21 protein-coding genes and 2 pseudogenes are annotated in these 19,944 nt (G+C 41.0%); 8 read left to right on the plus strand and 15 right to left on the minus strand.

Translation table 11 applies throughout. The annotated features are described in order from the left end of the window. Positions 1-361: 361 nt before the first annotated feature. The 3 genes from ACIQYG_RS17755 to ACIQYG_RS17765 form a co-directional block, all read right to left on the minus strand. Positions 362-1,003: an NAD(P)-dependent oxidoreductase gene (locus tag ACIQYG_RS17755; protein ID WP_402840448.1), complete on the minus strand. Its 642-nt coding sequence runs from the start codon at positions 1,001-1,003 to the stop codon at positions 362-364. A gap of 349 nt (positions 1,004-1,352) precedes the next feature. Beyond that, positions 1,353-1,763, minus strand: coding sequence for a disulfide oxidoreductase (locus ACIQYG_RS17760; protein WP_402840451.1), 411 nt, complete (start codon positions 1,761-1,763; stop codon positions 1,353-1,355). Between the two features lie 2 nt (positions 1,764-1,765). Next, positions 1,766-2,455 (minus strand): DsbA family protein, encoded by a 690-nt coding sequence (locus ACIQYG_RS17765; protein WP_402840454.1) that lies wholly within the window; start codon positions 2,453-2,455, stop codon positions 1,766-1,768. 313 nt (positions 2,456-2,768) lie between these two features. Between ACIQYG_RS17765 and ACIQYG_RS17770 the strand changes: the two genes are divergently transcribed. Then, complete coding sequence (locus ACIQYG_RS17770; RefSeq protein ID WP_402840456.1) at positions 2,769-3,203, plus strand: Rrf2 family transcriptional regulator; 435 nt, start codon at positions 2,769-2,771, stop codon at positions 3,201-3,203. Positions 3,204-3,248: 45 nt separating this feature from the next. On the opposite strand, the gene ACIQYG_RS17775 is transcribed toward ACIQYG_RS17770, so the two are convergent. Continuing rightward, positions 3,249-6,347: an SH3 domain-containing protein gene (locus tag ACIQYG_RS17775; protein ID WP_402840458.1), complete on the minus strand. Its 3,099-nt coding sequence runs from the start codon at positions 6,345-6,347 to the stop codon at positions 3,249-3,251. A gap of 589 nt (positions 6,348-6,936) precedes the next feature. On the opposite strand from ACIQYG_RS17775, the gene ACIQYG_RS17780 reads away from it, so the two are divergent. From ACIQYG_RS17780 to ACIQYG_RS17795, 4 genes are all read left to right on the plus strand, one after another. Continuing rightward, positions 6,937-7,542, plus strand: a complete 606-nt coding sequence (locus ACIQYG_RS17780) for a protein kinase family protein (protein ID WP_101224808.1) — start codon at positions 6,937-6,939, stop codon at positions 7,540-7,542. 36 nt (positions 7,543-7,578) lie between these two features. After that, the gene (locus tag ACIQYG_RS17785) at positions 7,579-8,022 is read left to right on the plus strand and encodes a DUF6376 family protein (protein WP_402840462.1); all 444 of its coding nucleotides are present in this window, start codon (positions 7,579-7,581) and stop codon (positions 8,020-8,022) included. 125 nt (positions 8,023-8,147) lie between these two features. Next, entirely contained in the window at positions 8,148-8,570 is a 423-nt protein-coding gene (locus tag ACIQYG_RS17790; RefSeq protein WP_402840465.1) for an SRPBCC family protein, read from the plus strand. Then, positions 8,571-8,942: an ArsR/SmtB family transcription factor gene (locus ACIQYG_RS17795; RefSeq protein ID WP_402840468.1), complete on the plus strand. Its 372-nt coding sequence runs from the start codon at positions 8,571-8,573 to the stop codon at positions 8,940-8,942. 43 nt (positions 8,943-8,985) lie between these two features. On the opposite strand, the gene ACIQYG_RS17800 is transcribed toward ACIQYG_RS17795, so the two are convergent. The 9 genes and pseudogenes from ACIQYG_RS17800 to ACIQYG_RS17840 form a co-directional block, all read right to left on the minus strand. Continuing rightward, positions 8,986-9,630, minus strand: coding sequence for a YhgE/Pip family protein (locus tag ACIQYG_RS17800; protein WP_402840471.1), 645 nt, complete (start codon positions 9,628-9,630; stop codon positions 8,986-8,988). After that, the gene (locus ACIQYG_RS17805; protein ID WP_402840707.1) at positions 9,627-11,837 is read right to left on the minus strand and encodes a YhgE/Pip family protein; all 2,211 of its coding nucleotides are present in this window, start codon (positions 11,835-11,837) and stop codon (positions 9,627-9,629) included. Before ACIQYG_RS17805 ends, ACIQYG_RS17800 begins: the two co-directional genes overlap by 4 nt. Before the next feature lie 2 nt (positions 11,838-11,839). Next, a complete protein-coding gene (locus tag ACIQYG_RS17810; RefSeq protein WP_402840474.1) occupies positions 11,840-12,346 on the minus strand; it encodes an Rrf2 family transcriptional regulator in 507 nt (168 codons plus the stop codon). Between the two features lie 175 nt (positions 12,347-12,521). Continuing rightward, on the minus strand, positions 12,522-12,836 hold the full coding sequence (locus tag ACIQYG_RS17815) for a thioredoxin family protein (protein ID WP_034310732.1): 315 nt from the start codon (positions 12,834-12,836) through the stop codon (positions 12,522-12,524). 210 nt (positions 12,837-13,046) lie between these two features. Next, positions 13,047-13,259 (minus strand): annotated as a pseudogene (locus ACIQYG_RS17820) (sodium:solute symporter family protein); the annotation flags it as partial. A 128-nt stretch (positions 13,260-13,387) separates the two neighbouring features. Continuing rightward, positions 13,388-14,074 (minus strand): VOC family protein, encoded by a 687-nt coding sequence (locus ACIQYG_RS17825; RefSeq protein WP_402840479.1) that lies wholly within the window; start codon positions 14,072-14,074, stop codon positions 13,388-13,390. Positions 14,075-14,245: 171 nt separating this feature from the next. Next, on the minus strand, positions 14,246-14,893 hold the full coding sequence (locus ACIQYG_RS17830) for a pentapeptide repeat-containing protein (RefSeq protein ID WP_402840482.1): 648 nt from the start codon (positions 14,891-14,893) through the stop codon (positions 14,246-14,248). 214 nt (positions 14,894-15,107) lie between these two features. Then, the gene (locus tag ACIQYG_RS17835; RefSeq protein WP_402840732.1) at positions 15,108-15,293 is read right to left on the minus strand and encodes a hypothetical protein; all 186 of its coding nucleotides are present in this window, start codon (positions 15,291-15,293) and stop codon (positions 15,108-15,110) included. A gap of 32 nt (positions 15,294-15,325) precedes the next feature. Beyond that, positions 15,326-15,595: pseudogene (locus ACIQYG_RS17840) on the minus strand (DUF4306 domain-containing protein); the annotation flags it as partial. Between the two features lie 129 nt (positions 15,596-15,724). Here ACIQYG_RS17840 and ACIQYG_RS17845 point away from each other — a divergent pair. Beyond that, positions 15,725-16,369, plus strand: coding sequence for a DUF6944 family repetitive protein (locus ACIQYG_RS17845; RefSeq protein WP_402840485.1), 645 nt, complete (start codon positions 15,725-15,727; stop codon positions 16,367-16,369). Positions 16,370-16,458: 89 nt separating this feature from the next. On the opposite strand, the gene ACIQYG_RS17850 is transcribed toward ACIQYG_RS17845, so the two are convergent. Next, entirely contained in the window at positions 16,459-16,857 is a 399-nt protein-coding gene (locus tag ACIQYG_RS17850) for a hypothetical protein (RefSeq protein WP_402840487.1), read from the minus strand. Positions 16,858-17,056: 199 nt separating this feature from the next. Here ACIQYG_RS17850 and ACIQYG_RS17855 point away from each other — a divergent pair, with 199 nt between their 5' ends. Both ACIQYG_RS17855 and ACIQYG_RS17860 read left to right on the plus strand, forming a co-directional pair. Beyond that, a complete protein-coding gene (locus ACIQYG_RS17855) occupies positions 17,057-17,443 on the plus strand; it encodes a MarR family winged helix-turn-helix transcriptional regulator (protein ID WP_402840709.1) in 387 nt (128 codons plus the stop codon). A 12-nt stretch (positions 17,444-17,455) separates the two neighbouring features. Then, the gene (locus ACIQYG_RS17860; RefSeq protein ID WP_402840490.1) at positions 17,456-18,655 is read left to right on the plus strand and encodes an MFS transporter; all 1,200 of its coding nucleotides are present in this window, start codon (positions 17,456-17,458) and stop codon (positions 18,653-18,655) included. A gap of 57 nt (positions 18,656-18,712) precedes the next feature. On the opposite strand, the gene ACIQYG_RS17865 is transcribed toward ACIQYG_RS17860, so the two are convergent. After that, positions 18,713-19,921, minus strand: a complete 1,209-nt coding sequence (locus tag ACIQYG_RS17865; protein WP_402840493.1) for a hypothetical protein — start codon at positions 19,919-19,921, stop codon at positions 18,713-18,715. Positions 19,922-19,944: the final 23 nt, after the last annotated feature.

Below are 19,944 nucleotides of genomic sequence, written 5' to 3' on the forward strand. Positions count from 1 at the left end.
ACAAAAAAAACCATTTTTTTCTGAATCATCCTTTTCATAGTAACATAGACTCGTTTTTTGTAAATATATTAACAGAAAAAATTCCTTCATTTGTAAACACATCCATAATATTTAAGGCCTTTCCCTGATATTTGAGGAAAAGGACTTATTTTTCTTAATTACAGCTCATAGATCTAAAGACTTATTCATTCAGCACAATTGATCATCTCATCCCGGCTTCCTCCTTATTGGTGCCCACCGTTCGCGCTTTGATCCTCATATTGATCTTTCAGCGATGAATGATACAGAGAGTCTGCGCAAAACGATTTCAGAAGTTACTATCATAAAAAAAGACGTCACCCCAGAGGAGAGACGTCATAAATTATTCAGCTTCGGCAACAACGGTAAAGCGTTGGTTGATGTGCTGCGGATTTTCAATTTCATCAAGTACTGCAAGGGCAAAATCGGCATAACTTACATAGCTTTCACCCTTTGAGTTTACAAGAAGATTGTCTTTACCCAATTTATATCGACCTGTTCTATTTCCTTGCGGATCAAAGAAGGCGGAAGGACTGATGAACGTCCATTGGATGCCCGTGGCGTTTTGCAGATCTCCAAGGTTCTTGGATTGATTATACGCTGTTGCAAAGTATTCTTTAGGGAACTCAGGCGTATCCAGTACACGGATCGTTTTTGCCTCGTCAACGAAAAGGCTTCCCGCTCCGCCAACAACAATCAGTTTCGTTTGAGGAGCCCCTTTCATTGCCTCAATCAAGGTTTTTCCTGCATCGACATGCAGATGTTCTTTCCCTGGAGCAGCGCCAAAGGCATTCACTACCACATCGAATTCTTTAATATCTTCCGCTTTCAGATCGAATACGTCTTTTTCCAGTACAGATGCTCCTTGAATTTGGACTTTAGCTTCATCCCTGACAATGGCCGTAACTTCATGTCCCCTAGTCAATGCTTCCTTTAAAATCAGACTTCCAGCTTTTCCGCTCGCACCAATAATACCGATTTTCATTTTAAATTCCTCCTATATTGTTTTTGAAATATTAGCTGTAACTAAATTACTTACATGTAATAATATAAGTTACAGGTTGCCTTTTTGTCAACTATATTATTTAGAGCGAAGTTTCGGAGATATATTGCTGATTTCGTAGATATAATTCAAGTTTCGGAGATATATCCTGACTTTCGTCGATATAATTCAATTTTCCGGGAAATATTGCTGCTTTCCGTCGATATAATTCAGGTTTCGGAGATATATTGCCAAGTTTCGTCGATATAATCCAATTTTCGGAGATATATTTCTGATTTTTTCATCTGTTATAAATAAAAAAGCACCATTCCTTTTAGAATGGTGCGCTTAATTACATGCTGATTTTCTTTTTCATTAGCAGTGCCATGCAGATTGTGATGAGAGTAAAGGCGATAAAGGACAAAAACGGGATCGTGATGAATCCAAGCCAATTTATATACTCACCTGAGCAGGGAACACCGCTTTGGCACATTTCGAAATGCTGTAGTGCTGGAATTTTTTGCAGACTATAGTGATACCCTGACACCAACATGCCCAAAATCGATAATGGGAGGATGTATCGATGGATTTTCAGGTCCTGTTCATAAAAGGCCCGGCCCAATAAGATAACGAGCGGGTACATCAAGATCCTTTGATACCAACAAAAGGTACAGGGTACATAATGGAGAATCTCACTAAAGTAGAGACTTCCAGCAGTGGCGATGATGGACAGGATCCAAGAAAATAATAGTGGTTTGTTCATCACTATTTCTCCTTCGCTGCATCATCAACCATTTTAACTAAATCATCGATTGTATTTCCTTCAAACTTCTTGCCATTGACAAATAAGGAAGGAGTTCCAGTAACGCCCAATTCGTCGGCCAACTCCATATCCTTGTTCCATTGGTCCTCGGACTTTTCGGCTTTAAAAGAAGTAACGACCTTTTTCACATCTTTGTCAGTTGCGATTTCTTTCAATGTTTCTTCTAAGAATTTGTCCGTAAAGACATCTTCCTTTTCATATTTCAGGTCATCTGGCTGCTTATCGAATAAAAGCTCATGGAATTTCCAAAAGGTCTCATTTCCCAATTCCTGATAAACAGTTTCCGCGAATTTAGCGGATCTGGTTGAATCGACGTTAATGAACGAATAATTCATGAAATAAAATTGCGCTTTTCCCGTATCAATCAATTCACTTTGTATAGAAGGGAAGAATTGCTCCTCGAATGTCTTGCAGACTGGACATTTATAATCCCCAAATTCCACTATTTGGACAGGAGCCGATTTTTCTCCCAAATAAGGTTGTGATTTATAATCGATTTCATTAACGGCGGTATCTTCGTCTTTCCCATTTGCTAAAAATATAAAGCCAATAATGATTACAGCGATTAACCCGATGATCCAAAACGTGAATGCAGAAGATTGTTTTTGATTACCCTTTTTTTTATTAGCCATCATATACCTCCATCACTTGTAGTTGTGTCGCTATTCCTTATCCAGCCATAGCGGCCGATTTCAGTTCCCCCTTCCTGTACCTTTCACCTGTAACTGATTCATTTACACGTTATAATATAAGTTTCACCATGCTTGTTTGTCAATTACACATACCTTTTATTTTTGACTTTGAAGAAAAGGCCTGGCTTGACAAGGAAACGTTTAATGGATAAATATTATTCTTACAGGCCATTATAACTTGTAACCACTTGAATTACATGTTAAATAATTTATACTATATAGGAATAGAGATTTTAAAGGAGAGAAAAAAGAGATGTCCATCAGTACCCGCTTTTCCGTAGGAATCCATATATTATCTCTTTTAGAAATAAACAAAGAAGGCGTTAACACTTCCGATTTTATTGCAAAAAGTGTAAACACCAACCCAGCCTTAATCAGAAAAATCACCGGCATGCTGAAGAATGCAGGTTTAGTGAATGTCCGGCCGGGTATCGCCGGAGCGACATTGGCCAAGGAATTATCGAATATCACTTTGCTCGATGTTTATCACGCTGTCAACGTTGTCTCCGATAAAGAATTATTTGGAATCCATGAAAATCCTAATCCAGCATGCACTGTTGGAAGAAATATACAAGATACAATAGAGCCCATCTTTTCAGTTGCTGAACTTGCCTTGGAAAAGGCGTTGGGAGTGGTGACGATCGAGGATGTCGTCAAGGGGATTCTGGAAAAGGATAAAACTAAATAGCAAAAAAAACACATGAGCCGGGCTCATGTGTTTTTTCCTGTTTCCTTATTTATACTTAGGAACCTCTATCGTCAATTTATAGGAATCTAATAAACTATATAAATTATAAATCTGTTTCACTTGTTTTGTTGCCCAGCCAATATCAGTCGCATACTGGTGTGATGCATATCCATATTTCTCTGCAGCTGTAGGATTCCATCTCATTTTATAAAGCGTGTCCTGTCCAGAAGAGATATACCCTTTGGCGATGAATTCGGCACCTCCTATGATGGCCGCTTCCGGAGTGAACCAGCCTGCATTATAGGCGTATTGAGCGCCGCTGCTTAGCGCCGTTCCGTCAAATGCTCCGACTCCATACATATTATAGACCGTTTTCCCGTTCACCTTTACGCCAGTCGCTAATGGTGAGGTGCCATTCCCGGTCTCCAGCAAAGCGTGTGAAATCAGGTAGATTTCATTTACCCCATATTTTTCCCCTGCCGCAGTGAAGGTTGCAGCTTGGCCTTGTAGTATCCCTTTACCTGAAAGGATTCTATTATTCACTTCAGAAACGTTCATGTTGGTGACTTGGGAGAGCTTGACGAATTGGAATGAATTTACTGGATCATTCACAAAATTATTCGGGTTAAGATTATATTCTATTTCTTCAGGACTGGCATTTACCCATGTCTTGTTATAGTCCACCTCATACCAACAGTATCCGTCAGAGCCCCTTACTTTTGATTTAATATTCAATGATTGGTTATTGCTGACAGGACCGACTACCCAATAATTAGAACCGGCTCCGCCCCTGACACGCCATCCGGTTCCTTTAACTGTACCTTTTGTTGAATTGATTAAAGATAATCCATCTTCACGTATGTAGGTCTTATACTTCTTATCCGTTTGACCATTAACGGCCATTTGAATTTCAACCATCTTTTCCATCGTAAGATTATACTCTTTATCGATCCTGATTATCGATCCATTCGAACTTCCCGGACCTTCCGATGCTTTGGCCGTTAAATATTGCGTACTGACATATCCGGTTTTTCCATTGGCCGTGACTCTTGACCAGCCATTAGACTCTGAATACACCGTTACGGCCGTATTGTTTACAAGCTTGGTTATAATTGAAGCGGAAGCAGATGCTGCAGACCGCATATTCAGACTCGAGCCATCATTCACACTTACGTATTTAACTAATGTGTTTTCTTCTCCATCTGGATTCAGCCCCGGTACAGAACCAGGCTTCGTTGCCGATAGATATTTCGTACTGACATAACCTTCTCCGCCATAGGCTTTAACTTTTGACCAGCCATTTGATTCCGAGATGACTTCAACCTCTACACCCCTTGCCAATTTCACAATGACGGAAGCACTATCTGACGGTTTATTCCGCATATTCAATGAACCCGAACTGACATTTACATATTTCGTTGTCGTTTTTTCAGGTATGGATGGTTTGGAGTCCGTTCCAGGCTTTGTCGTGGAAAGATAGTCAGTGCTGACATACCCATCCTTCCCATTTGCCTTGATTTTCGCCCATCCATTGGATTCCGAATACACCGTCACTTCCGTTCCTTTTGACAGCTTTGCGACTATGCCCGCGCTATCCGACCCGCTTTTTCGCATATTGAGCGTTCCAGAGCTTACGTTTACATATTTCGTCGTCGTTTTTTCAGGCGTGACTGCCGTTGAACCCGTTCCCGGTTTTGTTGTCGATAGATATTTGGTGCTGACATGTCCGTCTTTTCCATTGGCTTTGACCTTGGCCCAGCCTTTGGATTCCGAATAGACCGTCACTTTCGTTCCTTTTGACAGCTTTGCGACTACGCTCGCGCTTTCCGATCCGCTTTTTCGCATATTGAGCGTTCCAGAGCTCACGTTTACATATTTTGTCGTCGTTTTTTCAGGCGTGGCCGTCGATCCCGATCCCGGCTTTGAAGCAGACAGATATTTGGTGTTGACATATCCGTCTTTTCCATTGGCTTTGACTTTCGCCCAACCATTGGATTCCGAATACACCGTCACTTTCGTTCCTTTTGAAAGTATGGCGACTATGCTTGCGGTAGCTTTTCCACTTTTTCGCATATTGAGTGATCCCGTGTTCACGTTCACATATTTCGTCGTCGTTTTTGCAGGTGTGACTGCCGTTGATCCCGACCCTGGCTTTGAAGCAGACAGATATTTATTGCTGACATATCCATCCTTTCCATTGGCTTTGATTTTCGACCAGCCATTGGATTCCGAATACACCGTCACTTTCGTCCCTTTTGAAAGGATGGCAACTATGCTTGCGGTAGCTTTTCCACTTTTTCGCATATTGAGTGAACCCGTGCTCACATTCACATATTTCGTTGTCGTTTTAACTGTCGCCTCAGCTTTGGTTACTGTTCCAGGCTTCGTTGCCGATAGATACTTCGTGCTGACATATCCATCCTTTCCATTGGCCTTGATTTTCGCCCAGCCTTTGGATTCCGAATACACCGTTACCTGTGTGCCTCTTGTCAGCTTTGCGACTATGCTTGCACTATCACTACCGCTTTTTCTCATATTAAGTGAACCTGTGCTCACATTCACATATTTTGTTGTCGTTTTAACGGCCGCCGAAGCTTTTTTTACCGCTCCAGGCTTCGTTGCCGATAGATACTTGGCACTGACATATCCTTCTTTTCCATTGACCTTGACCTTTGCCCAGCCTTTGGATTCCGAATACACCGTCACCTGTGTGCCCCTTGTCAGCTTCGCGACTAAGCTTGCACTATCACTACCGCTTTTTCTCATATTAAGTGAACCTGTGCTCACATTCACATATTTCGTTGTCGTTTTAATGGTCACAGCAGTTTTCTTTAAAGTCCCTGGCTTCGTTGCCGATAAATACTTGGTACTGACATATCCTTCTTTTCCATTGGCTTTGATCTTCGCCCAGCCTTTGGATTCCGAATACACCGTCACCTGTGTGCCATTTGCCAGCTTTGCAACTATGCTTGCACCTTCCCTCCCGTTTTTTCTCATATTGAGCGATCCGGAATTCACCTGCACAAACATGACGTTTTCAATATTGGCCTGTTCCGCATGTAGTGGAGCTGCAGATATTTTTTCTTCGAAAGCAACTGTAGACAACACTGCAAAACAGAAAGTTGGTATAATTAATTTCTTCATCTCATTCTCCCTACTAAAGAATTATATTTTTAACATTTATTTAAATATCGGTTAAAATTAGTATAATAATATAGGTAAATATGCTCATTCATCTAAAATATATCATATTCCTTTAGATCTACAGGGAGATAAAGGTGATTGTAATATAATAGTAAACTAATAGACATTTATGTAATTAAATAGAAATATCCGCAACGAACCTTATACGCCAAGCAAATGATGAATATAAAATATATTGATATAATTAATTACCACTCAAATTAATGCTAATGAGACGAGCATCTTTCTGCCTAAACCGAATATATATAAAGGGTAAGCACACGATCCTTATATTTGACGGAACGAGGCAATAACCTATATAATTACTGTATATAACTTATAAGAATCCTTCTGTTAAGGGGAGTAGCTATACAATAAAGTCGTCAGTACAGGATGGAATCCTCGGCTTTATTGGCAACTGATTTTAGTTGTTTGCAAGACCTTGCCGATTATTTGGTGAGGTCTTTTAATTTTTAAAAGACGGTATAACCAATAATCGGTTATACCGTCTTTTTCGATTCGAAAAAATTGCACAATAGAGGTGAAAAGTATGCAGAACTATAATGAATTAGCTCAAAGCGTTAAGATTTCCGATGATAAAAAACATATATTGCTCGATGCCGACCCATCTTTATCACTGATCGGAAAAGGCCGAAGCGCATATGTATTCCGAATACATTCCACCAATAAGGCACTAAAAGTGTTTTTCCCGGATCATACTCACACAGCTAAAGTTGAAGCTGAAATATACAAAACCGTCCAATCCATCGAATACTATCCAACCCTATATGATGCGGGGGTAAATTACCTGGTTATAGATCACATTGAAGGCAACACTCTTTTTGAATGTTTAACATTGGGAATCCCGATAACGGAAGAAAACATTGCGGAGATAGACCATGCGCTGCAATTGGCAAGGAAAGAGGGATTGAATCCTTCGGATATCCATTTACGAAACATCTTCATAACTTCTGAAAAAAAGGTGAAGATCATTGACGTTGCAAGGTTTAAGCAAGTGAAATCCTGCAATCAGTGGCACGACTTGAAAAGCGCTTTTCACCTTTTCTATTCGAAGTCATTTTTTCCGAAGAAGATCCCCAGCTTCATACTGAATTCGATTGCAGCGATTTATAAAAAAAGATTTCTGCCCATTTGATCCTTACTATAAAAAAATCACATTGGAGGCACACATATGAAAAAAATAATGACCTTTGCGCTGCTGTCCATCCTTACATTAAGCGGATGCTCAGCTTTAGAAGAAGTCAATTCATCCTTGGAGTATGCAGATAATGCGACGGAGTATGTAAATACCGTTAAGGATTTTGCCAATGAGGTGCCCGCAATGTCCCAGGACGCCGTCACGAATGCAGAAGCAAGAGCAAATCTTGAAAAAGAACTGGAATTGATGAAAACGGAGATTGAAGAATTTGATGCAACTGAACCACCCCAAATCGCTGAAGGCATCCATGAGAAGATCGTCAGCTCAAATCAACAGCTTTCAGATGGAATTGAATTATATCTGAATAATATTGAAAAGGGCCAAATTGACCCTAAGGCATTGGAAGATTCAGAGATAATGAAATCAATCGATAATATAACGGGCTTGGCAAAACAAATTGAAGAGTTGGGTAATTAAGCATCCTGCAATGAATAAAAAGGAATCGCTTGAAACAAATTATTGACATGAAACCAAAAGGTTTTATATAATCAAAAAAGCGAAACCAATTGGTTTCATATTTTCACTTAAAAAGGAGAAACAGTATGGAAAATACATTACAGGATATCAAGAAGACAATTATTCTTGAAGCACCTATCCAAAAAGTTTGGGATACAGTTTCGACTGCAGAGGGCATAGCTTCATGGTTCATGCCAAATGATTTTCAACCGAAAGTGGGACATGAGTTCCATGTGCAATCACCCTTCGGTCCATCTCCTTGTAAGGTAACGGAGTTAGATGCTCCTCATCGTCTTTCATTCAGTTGGGATACGGACGGTTGGTTCATTTCCTTCATTTTAAAAGAACTGGATGACAAAACGGAGTTCACCCTTATTCATGGTGGCTGGAAAGAGCCTGAAACGATTCTTCCGAAACCGAACGAAAAAAGCTCAGTGATTCGCGATAGAATGAATCATGGCTGGGAGCAGATCGTTAATCAAGGTCTTAAAAAGGCTGTTGAGGGCTAAGTGTCTGCAGCAGAAAAACATGATGTATTTCAGGCTATAGCCGACCCGACCCGCCGAAAGGTCCTGCAATTGCTTGCTGAAGGGGATTTACCCATTTCAGAAATCACTTCTCACTTTTCCATGAGCCGTACAGCGATTGCCAAGCATCTTCATATCCTTTCTGAAGCTGAATTGGTCAGTGGCCGGAAGGTAGGAAGGGAGAAACGCTTCCGGCTTCAGCCGGAACCTTTAGCGGAATTGAAACAGTGGCTTTCTTTTTACGATCAATACTGGGATAACAAATTATCCATCCTTAAACATGTGATTGAAAATTCAGGCGAAAATGGATTGAAAGTCATCGAAGCAGAAAAGAACACGGATGAACCATTATAATGAGAAAACCCCCGGCGCATTGCACCGGGGGTTTTTCATTTGTTTATGCATCCATCTCAATATTGTATGCTTTTCGCTTTTTGATGACCATCGTTAGCAATAGCAGTAGATTAAAAACAATGATGCATCCAGTAAGGAACACTATACTCGCTGTCAATGCATCCGCTCCAAGGCTCGTACTCATTGCCTGGCGGAAGCCCATGACAGAGTATGTCATGGGTATGAACGGGTGAACATGACTGAAGAAGTTATTGGTCAGTTCTACAGGGAACATTCCTCCGCTTGCACCTAGCTGTAATACAAGGAATATCATCGCCAATAAACGACCTGGATTTCCAAATCCTACGGTCAGGAAGGTAACGATGAACATGAACGTAAGGGATGTCAGGATGGATACCCCAATGAATTGCCCCATGTTCTCGACCTGTAAATCCATTCCCCATATCATGATTGCATCCAACACTAATGCAGATAGCGTCGCTTGGATAAACAGGACCGTAAATTTACTGAACCACCATGCCACCCCTGATGTAGGCCTTGTAGAGGGCAAGCCTGTCGGGAATCCCATATTGAAGGCAATAGCCCCTACAAATAACCCAAGAGACAATACATAAGGAGCCAGTGCATGACCATAATTCGGCACGTCACTGCTTTTTTGTTCTTTGACCTTTGTCGGTTCAGCAATCATGCTGTATAATTATCATCGGTTGTTTTATTTTCACTTATTTCTTCTGCACCATCACTAAGTTTTTCCGAAAGCTCGACCGTTCCATCTTTAAGTGATGAGATTCCATCACCCAATTTGCCGGAACCTTCAGCAAGTGCTGATGAACCTTCATTGATCTTCCCTGCGCCATCAGCAAGCTGGATGACTCCATTGCTCAAAGTAGGCAGGTTGCCTGCCAATTGTTCCGTGCCTTTAACTAGTGCTGATGAGCCCTCGTTCAATGCCGCTGAGTTGGCATTCAGTTGATTGGCCCCATTAGCCAGTTTGCTTGCCCCTTCACCAACTTGGCTAACACCAAATGCGTACTTCTCAAGACCATTCCCAAAGGAGGATGAACCTGCTTGCAGTTGTGAAACCCCATCAACCAACTGACCAGATCCCTCAGTTAGTTTTGAAAGGCCATTATTTAACGAGGAACCGCCTTGTGCTAACTGGTTGATCCCTTTCACTAATTCTGGTGTCCGTTCATTTAAACTTTGTGTTGCCGCCGTTAATTGATCGCTGCCTTCTACAGCTTCATTAAAACCGCCATTTAATTGGGTCGCACCAGGAATCAATTGTTCATTCAGTGCGTTCCTTATTGCCGTATATCCGTTTAACGCTGAAACGGCGTTTGGATTGACTTTATTCACCGCATTATTTAAATTGGCCACTTGTTCCGGAAGCTGGCCTAATCCATTCAATACAGGCATTACTTTATCCGTTAATTGTGTTGATATGTCGGATACACTTGCAGCAAGATTCGATGCGATTCGTTTTTGTGCTTCCGCCTGGCCTTGAAGTTCATTTTGAATGGCTCCGATTAATTCGGATTGCTGTTCACTGGTCATGCTTTTGAAGGCTTCCGTGTTTTGAACGGCATTGATCGTGCTCTGACCATTATTCGCAATCGTTGATTGAAGTTCCGTTAAGGCCGCTTGACTGTTATTGAGGTCTTCGGTAATGCCGGATACGGTACCGGACGTGCTGCTTCCTGCGGGAACCGCTTCTTGCAATTGATTTACACCGCTTTGAATGCTTGTCAGTCCTTGCTTAAGCTGATTCAGCTGTTCTTCTGCGGGCAATTGGCCATCCATTTTTTTTAGGCCGTCATTTAACGCCTGGCTTCCTTCTGCCAGTTTATTGATTCCCTCGTTTAAACTCTGCTGACCTGCTGCCAATTTTGGAATTCCTGTCGATTGGTCCGTCAGCTGGCTTGCATTTTGTGATAATTGATTCAACCCATCATTCAAATTCGCACTTCCCGTTTGCGCTTGTGCCAATCCAGTATTTAAAGACTGCGCTCCTGGAACCACTTTGGCCAGCCCTGTGGAAAGTTGGGATGAACCTTGTATAAGTGCTTCACTGTTATTAGTTAATTCCCCTGTGCCTGATGCGAGTTCGGTCGCACCCTTTTGCAACTGACCGACACCGGAAGTATATTGTGAAATTCCCTTATTCAATTCCGCCGCGCCACTTTCAAGCTTGTTGGCCCCTTCCAAAAACTCGCCAACGCCAATTTGAAGTTTATTCGCTCCATCTTTAAAAGTTAATGTGCTCGAAGCTAACTTATTCAGATTTTCCGTCACTTCTTTGTTTCCATCATGCAGTTTTTTTGCACCGTCATCCAGCTTTGATGCCCCATCTGCCGCTTCACCGAATCCTTCTCCGATTTCATCCAGTTGTGAGAAGATCGCCTCCGCATATTCTTTTGTGACACTTTCCGCAATTTCCGTTTTCAAATTATTCGTTGCCTGTTTCCCGACCGTTTCAGAAACGAAACTGCGTCCAGGATTCACATCATACGTCAAATTCATTTTCTTGGGCTTATCATCCATGACGGTAGAAGCATTTTTTGAAAAGTCTTCCGGAATGGTAACGACCATATAATATGTACCATCATCGAATCCTTTTTTCGCCGCTTTTTCCGTTACGAAATGCCATTCTAAATCATCATTGTCCTTTAACTGCTCGACTAGCTCATTACCGACTGTTAAGGTTTTTCCCTCATATTCCGCCTTCACATCCTTATTCACGACTGCAACAGGCAATTTGCCCGTATTTCCGTATGGATTCCAAGCAGAACTAAGGAATAACCCCCCATAAATAATCGGGACGAACAGTAAAACGATCGCGACACCGACCAGTTTTCGATTTGTAAGGAAGAGCTTCCATTCTTGTTTAAGCATGTTCACTTCTTTTCACCTTTCTTTTCACGCAGTACATCACTCAATGACGCGGTATTCCAATTAAGAGTCGGTATGTCCGTGGTGCCAAAGCTTTCTTTAAGCAAATCCGCCACTGTTTGACTGGAAAAGAACTCTATTAAAAGTTGATCCGCCCGAGAAAACATCCGGCGAAGGACGTCCATCCCCTTCTCTGCATACTCTCCATCTTTGAACGCTTTTTCTATAAGTCCTGTATCCGGAAACATCGAAATGGGACCTTCCATCGCCTCAATAATTTCAAGGTTTTTAATCTTATCTACACTTTTGGCAAGAGTAAGGCCGCCGTTATTACCAGGAACGGAAGTGATTACCTGCTTTATGACCAATTTCCTTATGATTTTTTTCAAATAAGAAGGAGACACCTCTAATCTCCTGCTGATCTCATTAGACGAAAGCGGGACATTTTTATCCTGGGTAGAGAGTATAACGATGATGCATATAGCTTGCTCGACCCCTTTTGTTAATTGCAAATCAGTTCACCTCTTTCAATATGTATGTGGATATCAGATATCCATAATGGATATTCGGTATCTATAATTAAAACCCGTTTCACCTTAGAAATCAAGTCATTTCTAGAAAAAAATTCCTAAAAAAAGATGAACCCCTCATTACAGCACCATACGGGGTTCACCTTTTTAAGATCTTTTATAGGTCCTTTAGAAATTCATTGACCGCTTCGGGAGTTTTAGCATTTGCACTGTGCAGGTGCGCAACCTTTTCCCCATTTTTAAATACTAATAGTGATGGGATTCCCATTACCGTTTGCTCTTCAGAAATCTCAGGGAACTCGTCACGATCGATTGTAAACCACTGTTTGTCTTGATGTTCTTGAGTGATCTCATCGATGAACATGTCTAAACGCTTGCAGTCCGGGCACCATGTAGTCGTAAAAATCCCGACCGTCAGTCCTTCTTGGTTGATTTGTTCACGATATTCTTGTTCTGTATTGATGTTTTTCATGATCGTCTCCTCCGGGCTTTTATACTTTAATCCATAATGTACTCAAGGATTAATATATAATTAATTCCTTCACAGCACAAACGGTTTATCCTAAAAGTTCGAACTCTTGCCCGGTTTCCCCCCTCTCCTTTATCCAAAATATTCAAGCAGCCCCCCATTCACCTTTATTGTCCTTGGAAAATTCCCTTGCAATAAGGCTGACTCCAATCATAGGCTAATGTTCAAATCTTTAATGGCTTGCGGCAATGCAGGGAAAAGCGTCCCAATTGTAGCGCTTGTTATGGTTGTATATCCAACAGTAGCTAAACCGGCAATGATGCCCGCTGACGCACCCTCCTTCGTCACGAAATTCTTTTGCAGGAGACTGGCAATGAAAGATGGGAACAATTGAGTTACCATGCTGTATCCCATCAATAAAAGGGCGCCAAAAGAAAGGACTTTTCAATAGTGTTTCTGCAATCCCTAAAGCATCTGTATGCCCAAATTGTGGTTATGTAGCTTTCTATATTGATGAGTTTAGAGAATTTATTATGTAAAAATATAAATCTGCATCATTCCACCTTTTTCAATTCCATAAATCCTTCCCCATCCACTGAAATATCTAGCTGCTGATTTATGACTAGCGAAAGCGGAAAGATTTCCGACTCTTTATCCGAAAAAATCCAACGCCGTTTCCTTGGACCTAAAAGTAAAAACGAACCTTCTTCATGTTCCCCCATGAAATTCAACCCATCTTCTCTTATGACTTCACCATTCCTTACAGGCACGCCATTGCTGATCAACCGATTTCCCAAAGCCCTGACTTCATCTGTCGTAATGTTTATTTCACTGATGCACAGGACGTTTTGAGCTGAAAAAGACTCAGCCTCGGATTCGGGTGATACGGAATATCTCGATATGAACTCGACAATGTTGCCTGAAGGGTCTAAAAAATAAAAAGATTGTGCGTCGAAAAAGCTGAAATAAACTTCGTCTTCATCCTCTTCTCTAGTCAATTCCACTTTTGATTTCGCCCATGCTTTTGCCGAAGAAAATAAATTGGGCGGAATGTTCATGGCAAAATGGTAAAAAGGCTTTTCTTTTTGATGATATTTTTTAATTTCAAGCACACTTTCCCCTGCCTTCATTTCAAAACCATCATCAGTTAGCGATAGTAGCTCAAATCCTAACACCTCAACATAAAAATTCCGCATTTCATTCCATGCCTGACTATACAAAGTGACCTTATTGATAATCACATTCAATCCCCCTCCGCTTAACAAATATTGTAAGATAATACTGCATTTGTGCAAAGATTCCGCGCTTTGCCTAATCTATATAATTCTATTCACTCTGCCTTTTTTCACCACAAATAACTTAAAAAGGAACGCCAAAATCGGTGGTCCCTCGTTTCAGCCTTATTGAAAGGTTCACTCTTTAATTTTCAGTCCAAGCATGGCTGCAAAGACTATCGCTTGGTCCGGGGAAACTTCGCATCCTTTTAAATCTTCCGGGGATACGATAATCCTTTGAAATGTAGAACTGCTAATATCAATTCCTTTGAGCGGTGTCCGGGAAAAGTTCACTTCATTTAACCTGCATGTTTCGAACTTCACTTTAATGAATTTACACTCATAATAATCAGCACTTTCCAATGAGCAATGATCGAACCTCACTTGCTTTAAACTGGAATAACCAAAGGCACTTAAATTCAGGTTGCAATTCTCAAAGAAGACATTCCCTAAGCTTGCGTCAGACAGGTTAATGCCTAAAAGTTTGGACTCTTTGAATTCCACTCGATGAATCGAGCCGCCCATGAAATCGGCATTCGTTAAATCGCAATGATCAAAGATGACATCCGTCAGCTCGATATTCCTGAATGATACATCACTGAATGTCACATTTTTAAAAACAACCTGTGATACTACGATTTTGTCCATTTTTTCTCTATCGATCGTGCAGTTGGTTATGATACAGGACTCAAGATAAGGCTCATCTTGATAATATATTTCCTGAAAGTTCGCTTGTGTTAAGTCTTGGGGGATCTTTGGCTGTTCAATTTTGATTTTGCCTGACATATTATCACCTTTTCGCTTTATTCTTCAATCACTGGTTTATCCAATCGATAAGGTTCATCGCCGGTATTATAGCAACTGGTCTACTAAATTTCGACTTAACTATAAACTACATTACAGTGAAGTTCAATCTAAGAATTTCGCGAAAATGACTATTATTTTTCGTTATTTTGTGTCAACATTTTGCACAAAAAATGCTGCCTCATCGGCAGCTTGCTTACTTCATGAACGTATTGAATCCTGTTGGCATCCGGTAATAATAGAGAGCCGCACCCATTATAGACATCATTCCGCCTATCAGAAAAAATGCCTGAAAGATATTTCCTCCAACAGTCGGGGAATTGGATACAAAACCACTTGAAAACAGAAAAAGGACACCAAATCCCAACAAGAATTGGGCCATTTTTTTATCCTTCTTTTGAACAGGATATATCCCGAAAGTATGATGATGTACGATGCGGATAGGGCCATAAGAAATGGAAATAACGGTTTGAATTTTACGGCATAAACGAAATGATCGAAATTCGAAATATCAACTGCATCTATCGCTTGTTCATCATTTACGTGTGTGAAATACGTGGAATACTTCCATTCCCAAGGTCTATCCAGAATTTCACTTCCTTCATACCAGGTAAAAAACGTAAAAACCATAAAGAAAAGTGCAGCGATAATCATTTGCAAAAAATTGTTAAAAGACAATATCATCCCTCCAACTTTCCATTATACCAATAAATGGGTAATATTCAACCAGAGCCCAAAGTGATAAAGCAATATGTAAACAAACACTGTTTCCTGAATAATATAATCTAACCACTTTTAAGGAGCGTTTGAGATATGATCACTCATGGAGAAGACCTCCTTATTTCAGGAGCATGGTTACTCGGCATCGGCACACTTGTAGGTGCAATCGGGCAAACCCGGCAAACTTTAACGAGCACTGACCTCGGAAAAGATCTCGTCCTTAAAGGGAATGGCATTGAAGCCGTTGGAAATTCGCTGCAAGCAATCGGCCGTTCGAAAATGCTGAATCCGGAAAATGAACGTACGGAAACCTATTTCATATTCGGTTCTTGGCTTGAGGCCATTGGCAATATCGCAGATGCAGTTGGAATAGGTATGCAGTTGAGTGGTTCAGTGGAGGAGGGCATTAGAACCGATGTACTCGGCAGTGGAATCCAAGGCCTGGGCGCCGCAATTGAAGCATTCGGGGCATCGCTGACCGAGGAGACCATTTCACGCTCTTATGAGATCAAGGGAAATGGCCTCATTTCAGCCGGTTCATTTTTGGAATCCGTGGGAAATATTTTCATTTTAAATGAAAAAGTACGGATGGGAGAACATATTCTTTTACTAGGCAGCTGGACCCAAGTTTTCGGTGCATTTATATTGATCGAGGCCTTTTCACTTGGCCCAGAACCCGAACCTGAGAGAGGGAAAGATCGACATAACCGCCATTATAGCTATGCCAACTATTGTTAAGGGGCCACGAGTTCGACCTTCATCCGATCGGGATCTTCGAAATATACAGCAGAATAAAAAAGGCAATACAACACTTACGCAGGGTCCACTTATTTTATGATTCCGTTATAAATCTCTCCGCCGCCATTTATTTTGATAATTTTCAGGCGATTGGTATTTTTGACGAAAACGGTTTTATATTGTTTTTCACCATTAAGTTCAATAAGGAAGACTCGTTTGCCATCGTTATCCGTTTCCTTATTGAAAGTATAGTCTTCGTTGCCGATTTGCTCGGTGATTTTGTCATATTCGGGCAAAGAAGACCACTTCTCATGTTTAGGACTTGTTTGAGTTTCTGTTTGCGTGGGTTGTTTTTGTTGTTCATTTTCGGTTTGGGTTTGATTCTCATCCGTTGTTTGGACAGATTTTTCCCCGTTTTCATCCGCTTTGTCATTATTGCAGGCAGTTAGCATTGCTGCTGCAATCAACGCGATCATAGATTTATTCATGCTTCACATCATCTCCTATTCTATATTCCCATTCATTTTAACTAAAAACCTGATTTAACTAAACAAAACAAATCCGAGTGGACAGAATGGATTTGTTTTGTTATTATAGTTACTTAGGGTAACAATTACTCACGATAACTATATATTGATATAAGGGGTGTTTCTGATAAAGACTTTCCAAAAATTCTTTCAGCAATTATTGCTGTTGTACCGGCCGTTTGAAAATAATCTTAATATCCAGCTGAACAAGCATGATTTACACAGGGCGCAATGGTCCATTTTGTATTACTTGAACAATTATGGTTCGGCGACGCTTGTAGAGCTTGCCAATTACCAAAGCGTGGAAAAACCCACGATTACGAGGACCATTGCCCGCTTGGAAGAGCTGGGGTATGTCGAGCATGTGCCAAGCAAAGATAAGCGCGAAAAAAGAATGCGGCTTACGGAGCTTGGCAAAAAGGTCTACAGCGAAGTCCGCGTGACAATCGATCAATATGAACAGGAGATCTTGATAGGGATCACGGAAGAGGAACAACTCGCAGCCATACGCATCATGGGCGAAATTAGAAATAACATTATAAAGTAAGGAGATAATAACATGGATCAATCCAGAACCAGACTGTGGACGAAGGACTTTGTCATCGTTTCGTCCATCAATTTTTTCATAACATTAATCTTTTATTTACTGATGGTGACACTTGCCATCTATGCTGTTAATGAATTGGATGCTTCTACAAGCGAAGCCGGACTCATATCGGGGATTTTTATTATCGGGACGTTGATCGGACGCCTGTTCATTGGCCGTTTCATTGATTCAATCGGCCGCAAGAAAACTTTATTCATAGGTTTGATCTTTTTCACTTTGACAACACTTCTATATTTTGTGGACCTTGGAATTGGCTTCCTGCTTGTTAACCGCCTGATCCATGGGATGGCAATGGGGATGGCAAGTACTGCGACAGGCACGATCGTCGCCCAGATCATTCCGGCGACACGAAAGGGAGAAGGCATCGGCTATTACAGCATGAGCGCAACACTTGCGACAGCAATCGGTCCTTTCATCGGTCTGTTTATGGCTCAGCATACAAGCTTCCAGGTCATTTTCAGCTTCTGCCTGGCTTTAGGGGTAATCTCCCTGATTACAGCATTCTTCCTGTATGTCCCGGCATTGAAAGTGACGGCCAAAGTTACGGAAAGCAAAGGATTCAAGCTTTCCAATTTCATTGAACCTAAGGCACTGCCCATTTCAATCATCACTCTGTTATTGGCATTCTGTTATTCCAGTGTCCTTTCTTTCATCAGTTTCTATGCCATTGAAATCGATCTGGTCAATACGGCAAGCTTCTTCTTTGTAGTTTACGCAGTAGCCGTATTGTTATCACGTCCTATCTCAGGACCATTGATGGACCGGAAAGGATCGAACTTCATTATGTATCCGGCGTTCATTATTTTCGGGATCGGCTTGCTGCTTCTAAGTATGACAACAAATAGTTTCACTTTACTGGCAGCTGGTTTCCTCATCGGCCTCGGATTCGGTAATATGCAATCAAGCTCGCAGGCGATTGCCGTTAAACTGACACCGCCTCACCGAATGGGGATGGCAACGTCCACCTTCTTTATCATGCTTGATGCAGGACTTGGATTCGGCCCTTATATTCTGGGTTTCATCATTCCGGTAACAGGTTACAGCACACTTTATGTCATCTTGGGCGTTGTGGTCATCGCAACCTCCGTCCTTTACTACTTCTTGCACGGCAAAAAGGAACGTACAGCCAGAACGAACTTGGCTTCCATTTAAATAAAAAGGGATATCCCATTGGGGGATATCCCTTTTTCATTTAAGCTTATTTGGTCCTTATTTTACTTCCAAGTCATTGATAAAAAGTCCAAAACTTTTGCTGTTCTTTTTATTCATGACTGTTTCACCTTTATATAAAGTCTTTCCAGTCTTTATATCTGCAATCAAGAGTTTGGCAGGCTTGTTTGTTTTCCCCTCTTGATTCATTCCGTTCAATAGGAAGTACACACGCCCGTTCTTAAAGGCAGCGGTATATTGCTCTTCTTTATTAGCAGCTATATCCAGCTCCGTATCATTCGTTATCGTTTGACTGCTGAGATCAAACGTTTTAATGCGATATTTACCTGATTTCATTTCAACTGCATAAAGGTTTTTTCCGTCTGAATATCCTGATCTAGCCATGTCCAGGCTCAGCGATCCTTTTTTTACCGTTTCTAATTTTTCCGTTTCATAATTATAAGATATAAGCTTGCTTTCTTTTAGTTTTTCCTCAAAGCCATCCTCATGATTTACCCCTTTAATTAACGAGATTAATACCATGTTGTTTGGCATGGAGGGAGCAACATCAATTGGCATCTCAAAATCAACTTGTTCTGGGTCAGTAAAGGTTTCAGTTACAAGGGTTTTATCGCTCAAGACTTTTTTATTGGCTACATCGATCGTATACAGATGAACTTCTTTCGTTTGCTTCTCATTGTAGGAATTCACATCATTCATCGTTAAAACCTGTAGTTTTGAATGGACCAACTGCACATCCCTGACATCAGCATTCATGATTCTCCCTTGATTCGGAAGCTCGATTTGGAATGAAGTTTCCTCTTCGTCCTTCTTCTCCAGTAAACCGATATCAAACTTTGCTTCCATATCCCCGCTCTTTGTATATTCGCTATTCACCCAAGCGTAAGCAAGAAAATCATCGTCTTCATATAAAGAACTAACGGAATCCTTGCCACGCATAAACGAACGATGTTCTTTTACCAATGTTTCAATTTGCTGATTTTGTCTTCCAGTTAAGTTCTCCAAGTAAGACCTTTCGCTGGCATATGTCGTTGTATTGGATTCAATCGTTAATGGTTCATAAAAATTACTGCCCTTTTGAAGCGTAGCATTTATGGTTACCGGATCAAGCTCTTTATCGCTGCCTTCCAGTGTCTTGAACGTATACTTTGGAAGGCTGGAAGCGGAGGAAGCTACTTTGACATAATAGGTCCCGATGCTTAAGATGACAACCATTCCAATAATGATGCTGCATAAATAACGTTTCACCTTGTTCACTCTCCTTTAAAGTT

It is taken from the genome of Peribacillus sp. NPDC096622 (genome assembly GCF_044762665.1).
Taxonomy (GTDB): Bacteria; Bacillota; Bacilli; order Bacillales; family DSM-1321; genus Peribacillus; species Peribacillus frigoritolerans_B.

Coding starts and splice junctions, on each gene's coding strand:
- ACIQYG_RS17800 (WP_402840471.1), bottom strand. CDS start 9,630: ATGATTGCTGAACCGACAAAGGTCAAAGAACAAAAAAGCAGTGACGTG.
- ACIQYG_RS17775 (WP_402840458.1), bottom strand. CDS start 6,347: ATGAAGAAATTAATTATACCAACTTTCTGTTTTGCAGTGTTGTCTACA.
- ACIQYG_RS17850 (WP_402840487.1), bottom strand. CDS start 16,857: ATGAATAAATCTATGATCGCGTTGATTGCAGCAGCAATGCTAACTGCC.
- ACIQYG_RS17845 (WP_402840485.1), top strand. CDS start 15,725: ATGATCACTCATGGAGAAGACCTCCTTATTTCAGGAGCATGGTTACTC.
- ACIQYG_RS17785 (WP_402840462.1), top strand. CDS start 7,579: ATGAAAAAAATAATGACCTTTGCGCTGCTGTCCATCCTTACATTAAGC.
- ACIQYG_RS17790 (WP_402840465.1), top strand. CDS start 8,148: ATGGAAAATACATTACAGGATATCAAGAAGACAATTATTCTTGAAGCA.
- ACIQYG_RS17760 (WP_402840451.1), bottom strand. CDS start 1,763: ATGAACAAACCACTATTATTTTCTTGGATCCTGTCCATCATCGCCACT.
- ACIQYG_RS17755 (WP_402840448.1), bottom strand. CDS start 1,003: ATGAAAATCGGTATTATTGGTGCGAGCGGAAAAGCTGGAAGTCTGATT.
- ACIQYG_RS17770 (WP_402840456.1), top strand. CDS start 2,769: ATGTCCATCAGTACCCGCTTTTCCGTAGGAATCCATATATTATCTCTT.
- ACIQYG_RS17805 (WP_402840707.1), bottom strand. CDS start 11,837: ATGCTTAAACAAGAATGGAAGCTCTTCCTTACAAATCGAAAACTGGTC.
- ACIQYG_RS17835 (WP_402840732.1), bottom strand. CDS start 15,293: ATGGCCCAATTCTTGTTGGGATTTGGTGTCCTTTTTCTGTTTTCAAGT.
- ACIQYG_RS17830 (WP_402840482.1), bottom strand. CDS start 14,893: ATGTCAGGCAAAATCAAAATTGAACAGCCAAAGATCCCCCAAGACTTA.
- ACIQYG_RS17765 (WP_402840454.1), bottom strand. CDS start 2,455: ATGGCTAATAAAAAAAAGGGTAATCAAAAACAATCTTCTGCATTCACG.
- ACIQYG_RS17780 (WP_101224808.1), top strand. CDS start 6,937: ATGCAGAACTATAATGAATTAGCTCAAAGCGTTAAGATTTCCGATGAT.
- ACIQYG_RS17860 (WP_402840490.1), top strand. CDS start 17,456: ATGGATCAATCCAGAACCAGACTGTGGACGAAGGACTTTGTCATCGTT.
- ACIQYG_RS17815 (WP_034310732.1), bottom strand. CDS start 12,836: ATGAAAAACATCAATACAGAACAAGAATATCGTGAACAAATCAACCAA.